This is a genomic window from Micromonospora phytophila, from assembly GCF_023656545.1.
Classification (GTDB): domain Bacteria; phylum Actinomycetota; class Actinomycetes; order Mycobacteriales; family Micromonosporaceae; genus Micromonospora; species Micromonospora phytophila.
In genome coordinates this window covers 1-7018 of sequence record NZ_JAMOKF010000293.1, presented here as the reverse complement: position 1 = coordinate 7018, position 7018 = coordinate 1, and the positions used below count along the sequence as shown (strand labels likewise).

At 73.3% G+C, this 7018-nt stretch carries 8 protein-coding genes; 3 read left to right on the top strand and 5 right to left on the bottom strand.

Annotation, left to right across the window (positions count from 1 at the left end; all coding sequences use genetic code 11):
- The 4 genes from NCC78_RS25120 to truB all read right to left on the bottom strand — a co-directional run.
- Positions 1 to 2285: polyribonucleotide nucleotidyltransferase (locus tag NCC78_RS25120; RefSeq protein WP_250797470.1), on the bottom strand; the 2285-nt coding region annotated here is incomplete at its 3' end.
- A gap of 222 nt (positions 2286 to 2507) precedes the next feature.
- Positions 2508 to 2777, bottom strand: a complete 270-nt coding sequence (gene rpsO, locus NCC78_RS25115) for a 30S ribosomal protein S15 (RefSeq protein WP_067302624.1) — start codon at positions 2775 to 2777, stop codon at positions 2508 to 2510.
- Positions 2778 to 2983: 206 nt separating this feature from the next.
- Complete coding sequence (locus tag NCC78_RS25110) at positions 2984 to 3913, bottom strand: bifunctional riboflavin kinase/FAD synthetase (RefSeq protein ID WP_250797469.1); 930 nt, start codon at positions 3911 to 3913, stop codon at positions 2984 to 2986.
- Between the two features lie 79 nt (positions 3914 to 3992).
- A complete protein-coding gene (gene truB, locus NCC78_RS25105) occupies positions 3993 to 4877 on the bottom strand; it encodes a tRNA pseudouridine(55) synthase TruB (RefSeq protein WP_284706354.1) in 885 nt (294 codons plus the stop codon).
- A 116-nt stretch (positions 4878 to 4993) separates the two neighbouring features.
- Between truB and NCC78_RS25100 the strand changes: the two genes are divergently transcribed.
- The 3 genes from NCC78_RS25100 (at position 4994) to NCC78_RS25090 (ending at position 6051) form a co-directional block, all read left to right on the top strand.
- Positions 4994 to 5167, top strand: coding sequence for a hypothetical protein (locus NCC78_RS25100; RefSeq protein ID WP_250797468.1), 174 nt, complete (start codon positions 4994 to 4996; stop codon positions 5165 to 5167).
- Positions 5168 to 5296: 129 nt separating this feature from the next.
- On the top strand, positions 5297 to 5599 hold the full coding sequence (locus NCC78_RS25095; RefSeq protein WP_250797467.1) for a hypothetical protein: 303 nt from the start codon (positions 5297 to 5299) through the stop codon (positions 5597 to 5599).
- Between the two features lie 11 nt (positions 5600 to 5610).
- The gene (locus NCC78_RS25090) at positions 5611 to 6051 is read left to right on the top strand and encodes a hypothetical protein (RefSeq protein WP_250797465.1); all 441 of its coding nucleotides are present in this window, start codon (positions 5611 to 5613) and stop codon (positions 6049 to 6051) included.
- Positions 6052 to 6098: 47 nt separating this feature from the next.
- On the opposite strand, the gene NCC78_RS25085 is transcribed toward NCC78_RS25090, so the two are convergent.
- The coding region (locus tag NCC78_RS25085) for an MATE family efflux transporter (protein WP_250797463.1) at positions 6099 to 7018 on the bottom strand (920 nt) is incomplete at its 5' end.

Below are 7018 nucleotides of genomic sequence, written 5' to 3'. Positions count from 1 at the left end.
CGGTCACCGCCACGGTCGCCCCGGTCACGCGGGCCACGGTCGCCGCCGCGGCTGGCCGGACGCTCGCCACCGGCGGCCTCGCCCTCGGCAGCCGGCGGCGCCTCGGCACCCTCCGGGCGGACCTTGTCCAGGTAGATCTTGCCGCGGGCGTCGATGTCCGCGATCTCGACCTCGACCCGGTCACCGACGTTGAGGAAGTCCTCGACCCGCTCGACCCGCTTGCCGTCGCCCACCTTGGAGATGTGCAGCAGGCCGTCACGGCCCGGCAGCAGCGAGATGAACGCGCCGAACGCGGCGGTCTTGACCACCGTGCCGAGGAACCGCTCGCCGGTCTTGGGCAGGGTCGGGTTGGCGATCCCGTTGATCCGGTCCACCGCCGCCTGGGCCGACGGGCCGTTGGTGGCGCCGACGTAGATCGTGCCGTCGTCCTCGATGGAGATCTCGGCGCCGGTCTCGTCCTGGATCGCGTTGATGGTCTGCCCCTTCGGGCCGATCACCATGCCGATCTTGTCGACCGGGATCTTGACGGTGGTGACCCGCGGCGCGTAGTCCGACATCGTGGCCGGAGCCTCGATCGCCGCCCGCATCACGTCGAGGATCGTCTGCCGGGCCTCGTTCGCCTGCTGGAGCGCGGCGGCCAGCACGTCCGACGGGATGCCGTTGAGCTTGGTGTCGAGCTGCAGCGCCGTGACGAACTCCGGCGTGCCGGCGACCTTGAAGTCCATGTCACCGAACGCGTCCTCGGCACCGAGGATGTCGGTCAGCGTCACGTACTGGGTCTTGCCGTCCACCTCGTCGGAGATGAGCCCCATCGCGATGCCGGCCACCGGCGCCTTGAGCGGCACACCGGCGGAGAGCAGCGCCAGGGTCGACGCGCAGACCGAACCCATCGAGGTCGAGCCGTTCGAGCCGAGCGCCTCCGAGACCTGCCGGATGGCGTACGGGAACTCCTCGCGGGCCGGCAGCACCGGGATCAGCGCCCGCTCGGCGAGCGCGCCGTGGCCGATCTCGCGCCGCTTCGGCGAGCCGACCCGGCCGGTCTCACCGGTCGAGTACGGCGGGAAGTTGTAGTTGTGCATGTAGCGCTTGGACTTCTCCGGGGAGAGGGTGTCCAGCGACTGCTCCATGCGCAGCATGTTCAGCGTGGTGACGCCCAGGATCTGGGTCTCGCCGCGCTCGAACAGCGCCGAACCGTGCACCCGCGGCAGCACGCCGACCTCGGCGGTCAGCGGGCGGATGTCCCGCGGGCCGCGGCCGTCGATGCGGACCTGCTCGCGCAGCACCCGGTTGCGGACCTCGGACTTGCTCAGGGAGCGGAAGGCGGCACTAACCTCCTTCTCGCGGCCCTCGAAGCGCGGGTTCAGCTCTTCCTGGACGCGGGCCTTCACCCGGTCCAGGGCCTCCTCGCGGTCCGCCTTGCCGGCGATCTTGAGGGCCTCGGCGACCTCGTCGCGGGCGGTCTGCGAGACCGCCTCGTAGACGTCGTCCTGGTAGTCGAGGAAGACCGGGAACTCGGCGACCGGCTTGGCGGCCACCTCGGCCAGCTCGCTCTGCGCGCGGCACAGCTCGCGGATCGCCGGCTTGGCGGCCTCCAGGCCGCTGGCGACGATCTCCTCGGTCGGCGCGGTGGCGCCACCGGCGATCAGGGCCACCGCGTTCGGCGTGGCCTCGGCCTCGACCATCATGATCGCGACGTCACCGTCGGCCAGGGCGCGGCCGGCCACCACCATGTCGAAGGTGGCCCGGGCCAGCTCCTCCAGGGTCGGGAAGGCCACCCACTGCCCGTCGATGTGCGCGACCCGGGTCGCCCCGATCGGGCCGGAGAAGGGCAGGCCGGAGAGCTTGGTGGACATCGAGGCGGCGTTGATCGCGACCACGTCGTACGGGTGCTGCGGGTCGAGCGCGAGGATGGTCTCGACGACCTGGACCTCGTTGCGCAGGCCCTTGACGAACGACGGGCGCAGCGGCCGGTCGATCAGCCGGCAGGTGAGGATCGCGTCCTCGCTGGGGCGGCCCTCGCGGCGGAAGAACGAGCCGGGGATCCGGCCCGCGGCGTACATCCGCTCCTCTACGTCGACGGTCAGCGGGAAGAAGTCGAACTGCTCCTTCGGCTGCTTGCCGGCGGTCGTGGCGGAGAGGACCACCGTCTCGCCCAGCTGGGCGATGACGGAACCGGCGGCCTGGCGGGCCAGCCGGCCGGTCGAGAAGGTGATCTCACGGGTGCCGAAGGACCCGTTGTCGATCACGGCGGTACGGGATTCGGTGCCGAGGTTGGTCTCGGTCATGGTGCTGTCGTGCTCCTTCGCGTCGGGGGCCTCACGACACGGGAGCTGCTCAGACGGCCGGTCTTCGATCGAAGCGCCCGGGTGGCCGGCGTGATGCCGGGGTGCCCGGGGGCCACTACCGGAGACCGGTACGCTGACCGGCTCCCTAACGGGTGGTCGCGCGGCCCGGTTCTTCAGTGGTACCGGAACGGGGGAGCGGCCGCAGGCCACTCCCCCGTCACGTCACCGGCGCAGACCGAGTCGCTCGATGAGCGACCGGTAGCGGTTGATGTCCTTCTTCTGGACGTAGTTGAGCAGCCGGCGGCGACGGCCGACCAGCAGCAGCAGCCCACGGCGGCTGTGGTGGTCGTGCTTGTGCACCTTCAGGTGCTCGGTGAGCTCCGCGATCCGCTTGGTCAGGACCGCGACCTGCACCTCCGGCGAACCGGTGTCGCCCTCGGCGGTCGCGTACTCCGAGCGGATCTTGGCCTTGGCTTCCTGGTCGAGCGCCATGTTCTCCCTGTTTCGATGGGTTGATCACTGGTGTCCGTCGGATCGGTCGGAAGACCGGAAACGGACCGGCACCTCGCACCCGCGGCGTCGTGCAGGCACGCGAGGCCCCACGTCGGTCAGCCGACGTTGCCGCCAGACTACCAGCACACCCCGGCCGCGGCCGGCGAAGGGCCACGAAACGGATCAGCCGGAAGCCCCGGAACGGGTCAGCCGAGGGCCCGCCGGGTCCGCTCGACGTCCTGCTCCATCTGGGCGATCAGCGGCTCGATCGAGTCGTAGCGGATCTGCCCCCGCAGGTGCGCCACGAAGTCCAGGGCCAGCCGCTCGCCGTAGAGGTCGCCGCTGAAGTCCAGCGCGTACGCCTCCACCCGCCGCTCCCGACCGGAGAAGGTGGGGTTGGTGCCGATCGACACCGCCGCCCCCAGCGGCTCGCCCCGGCCCCGGCGCACCAGCCGGGCGGCGTAGATGCCGTCGGCGGGCACCGCCGCGTACCGGTGGCAGAGCAGGTTGGCGGTGGGGAAGCCCAGCTCCCGGCCGCGCTGGTCGCCGCGGACCACCACGCCCTCCAGCCGGTGCGGGCGCCCCAGCGCGGCCGCCGCGGCGCCGACGTCGCCCGCGTCGACGCAGGAGCGGATGTACGTGGAGGAGAAGACGGTGCCGTCCTCGGCGACCAGCGGGGCGCCCTCGACACCGAAGCCGAAGGTCCGGCCGAGCCGCTCCAGCAGCGCCACGTCGCCGGCCGCCCGGTGCCCGAAGCGGAAGTTGTCCCCCACCACCACCAGGGCGGCGTGCAGGTGCTCGACCAGGACGTCGTGCACGAAGGCCTCGGCGGGCAGCCGGGAGAACTCCGGCGTGAACGGCACCACGCAGAGCACGTCCACGCCGAGCGCCTCGATCAGCTCCGCCTTACGGGCGGGCTCGGTGAGCACCGCCGGGTGGGAACCGGGGCGGACCACCTCGGCCGGGTGCGGGTCGAAGGTGACCACCACCGACTTCACGCCCAGCTCGCGGGCGCGGGCCACGGCGTGCCCGATGGTCGCCTGGTGCCCCTTGTGCACGCCGTCGAAGACGCCGATGGTGACGACCGACCGTCCCCAGCCACCGGGCGCCGCGTCGTACCCCCGCCACCGCTGCATGCTGCTCCTCCCCTGCTTTCCCGCCGGCCCCGCCGGCCGCGGGCTCGTCCCGCCCGGTCGGCGGGCCCGTGCCCCGCCGTCAGGCCGGGGCGAGCACGATCTCCGCGCGGGCCCGTCCGTCCCGCTCGCTGACGATAGCGAGCAGCCCCCCGGCCGGATCGAAGACCGCGTAGGGGCCGGCGATCCCGGCCGGGTCGAGCGGCCCGCCGTGGGAGAGCACCCTGGCCTCCTCGGCGTCGGCGTCCCGGCGCGGGAAGAACCGGTCGGCCGCTGCGGCGATCGGCAGGTTGACCACCTCGGGGGCGCGCTGCTCCAACTGGTCGAGGGTGGCCGCCTCCGCGAGGGTGAAGCCGCCGACGGCGGTCCGCCGCAGCGCGGTCAGGTGGCCGCCGACCCCGAGCGCCAGGCCCGCGTCGCGTGCGATGGCCCGGATGTACGTCCCGGAGGAGCAGGTCACGTCGACGTCCACGTCCACCACGTCGGGCTGGTCCCGACGGATGGCGAGCAGCTCCAGCCGGGAGACGGTCACCCGCCGGGCGGGCAGCTCGACGCTCTCCCCCTCGCGCACCCGCTTGTAGGCCCGCTGCCCGTCGATCTTGATGGCGCTGACCGCGCTGGGCACCTGGTCGATCTCGCCGGTCAGCGCGAGAAGCGCCGCCCGGACGGCCTCGTCGGTGACCTGCCCGGCCGGCGTGCTGGCGATCACGTCGCCCTCGGCGTCATCGGTGACGGTCGCCTGGCCCAGCCGGATGGTCGCGGTGTAGCTCTTGCCGGCGCCGATCACGTACGTCAGCAGGCGGGTGGCGCGTCCCACCCCGATGACCAGCACCCCGGTCGCCATCGGGTCGAGGGTGCCGCCATGCCCCACCCGGCGGGTCCGCGCCAACCGGCGGATCCGCGCCACCACGTCGTGCGACGTCATGCCGCCGGGCTTGTCGACCACGATCAGACCGTCTGTGCTCACGACACCCAAGCCTGCCAGACCGGCCACGGTCCACCGCAGTCGCCGTGGCCGCGCCGGCTGCCGGGCGTCGGGGTTCGCGCGCGGGGCACCGCGACAGCGTTGCGGGTGCGAAGATCATGCGCCCTCGACCGATCGCCGCCCCGGGAACGCCATTGACCACCGAACAGCCCACCGTCGAGCCGTCCACGCCGGATCGGCCCGCGACGGCGCCCGACGACGAGCCGGTGCGGGTACCGGAGTGGATGGGCCAGTTTGCGGACGCCGACTCGTACGCCTCCACCATCGACTGAAGGCCTGCTCCGGCTCGGCACCCCGACCTTGGACGGGCCGGTCGAGACCGAGGACCCCGGATGCGATGTACGACCCAGACCGGACGCTGGACATCCCGGACACCTGCTGATCCCCGGACCGGAGCACCCGTGACTTCTGACAGACCCCCCTCGCACGAGCACCGCGCCCGGGTCGACCTGCCCGAGTGGATGCGCAACCCGACGCCGCCCCGACGGACCCTCGCCCGCCGGATCTCCGAGCTGGTCGAGCGACAGGCGGGGCTGCGCGCGGCCCGACGGTCGCTGTGGCGGTGGCGGGACCGTACCCGGTGGAGCGAATCTCACCCGGGCCTCACCGCGGTCGTGTCGTTCTTCCTCGTGGCCGCGACGGCGACGGCCCTGGTCACCGGCACCCTCTACCTGTTCAGCCTGATCATGAGCGGCGAGATCTGATGGAGAACCGGATGCCCGCCGACCCGTCCACCGATCCGCCGCCGCCACCGGCGGAGCGACCGTCCTCGGCCGACCGGCGCGGCCCGGCCGACCAACCACCGACGACCCAGTCGCCGCCGGCCGGGCAGCCGCCGCCGGACACGGAGCCACCGTCGGCGCGGTCCGCCGCCGGGCGGGAGGAGTTCGCGTTCGCCGCGGTCGAACCGGTGCGGCTGCCCGACTGGATGCGGCCGGCGGAGTCCGAGCACCGACCCGTCGGGCGGGACCGGCTCCGGTTCTTCTGGGCACGGCACAACGGCGCGCTGGTGGTCGGTTTCGGGATGCTGCTCGCCCTAGCGATGCTCGCCGTGGGCGCGTGGATGGTCGTCCAGGTGGCCGACGGGTACCGCGCCTCGACCACCTCGCCGAGGCAGAGCCCGACGCAGAGCCCGATGCCGACCCCGACCGGGTGAAAGGGGAACCTCGATGCCCGAGCCGCCGGGCGACCCCCTACCGCCGCTCAGCGGACCGCGCCGACCACCGCCCAGCCGCCCGAGCGCAGTCGCAGCAGCAGCGCGACCAGCCGGATGACCACGAAGAGCGTGAGCCCCGCCCAGATGCCGCCCAACCCCAGGTCGAGCCAGTAGGCGAGCCAGATGGCCGGCAGGAACCCGCCGAGCGCGGCCACGATGGTGAGGTTGCGCAGGTAGCGGATGTCCCCCGCGCCGATCAGCACGCCGTCGAGGGCGAAGACGACACCCGCCAGGGGCTGCATCGCCACGAACCACGGCCAGGCCAGCATGGCCTGGTCGCGTACCTCCGGATCGGAGCTGAACCACCCCGGGACCACGCCGGCGCCGGCGGCGATGAGCACGGCGAAGGCCACGCCGCACGCGCCGCCGAGCAGCCCGATGCGGCGGGCGAGGGCCCGGGCCTCGGCCTCGTGGCCCGCGCCGAGCGCGGCACCGACCAGTGACTGGGCGGCGATGGCCAGCGCGTCGAGCACCAGGGCGGTGAAGAACCAGAGCTGGAGAGCGATCTGGTGCGCACCCACCGCGGCCGCGCCGAAGCGGGCGGCGACCGCGGTGGCGGAGAGGAAGCTGGCCTGGAACGCGACGCCCCGGATCAGCAGGTCCCGGCTGAGCACCAACTGCTGCCCGATCAGCCGCGGCCAGGGGCGCAGCGAGACCCGCTCGGCGACCAGCGCCCCGGCGAAGAGCGCCCCGGAGACGGTCTGCGCGGCCGCGTTGGCCACCGCCGAGCCGACCAGGCCGAGCCCGGCCGGGTAGACCAGCAGCGGGCAGAGCAGCGCGGAGAGCAGGTTGGGGCCGAGCACGAACCACAGCGGGCGGCGGGTGTCCTGGACGCCGCGCAGCCAGCCGTTGCCGGCGGCGGCGAGCAGCAGGCCCGGCGCGCCGAGCGCCGCGACCCGCAGCCACT

Coding starts and splice junctions, on each gene's coding strand:
- rpsO (WP_067302624.1), bottom strand. CDS start 2,777: ATGGCGCTCGACCAGGAAGCCAAGGCCAAGATCCGCTCGGAGTACGCG.
- NCC78_RS25110 (WP_250797469.1), bottom strand. CDS start 3,913: ATGCAGCGGTGGCGGGGGTACGACGCGGCGCCCGGTGGCTGGGGACGG.
- NCC78_RS25100 (WP_250797468.1), top strand. CDS start 4,994: ATGCGCCCTCGACCGATCGCCGCCCCGGGAACGCCATTGACCACCGAA.
- NCC78_RS25090 (WP_250797465.1), top strand. CDS start 5,611: ATGCCCGCCGACCCGTCCACCGATCCGCCGCCGCCACCGGCGGAGCGA.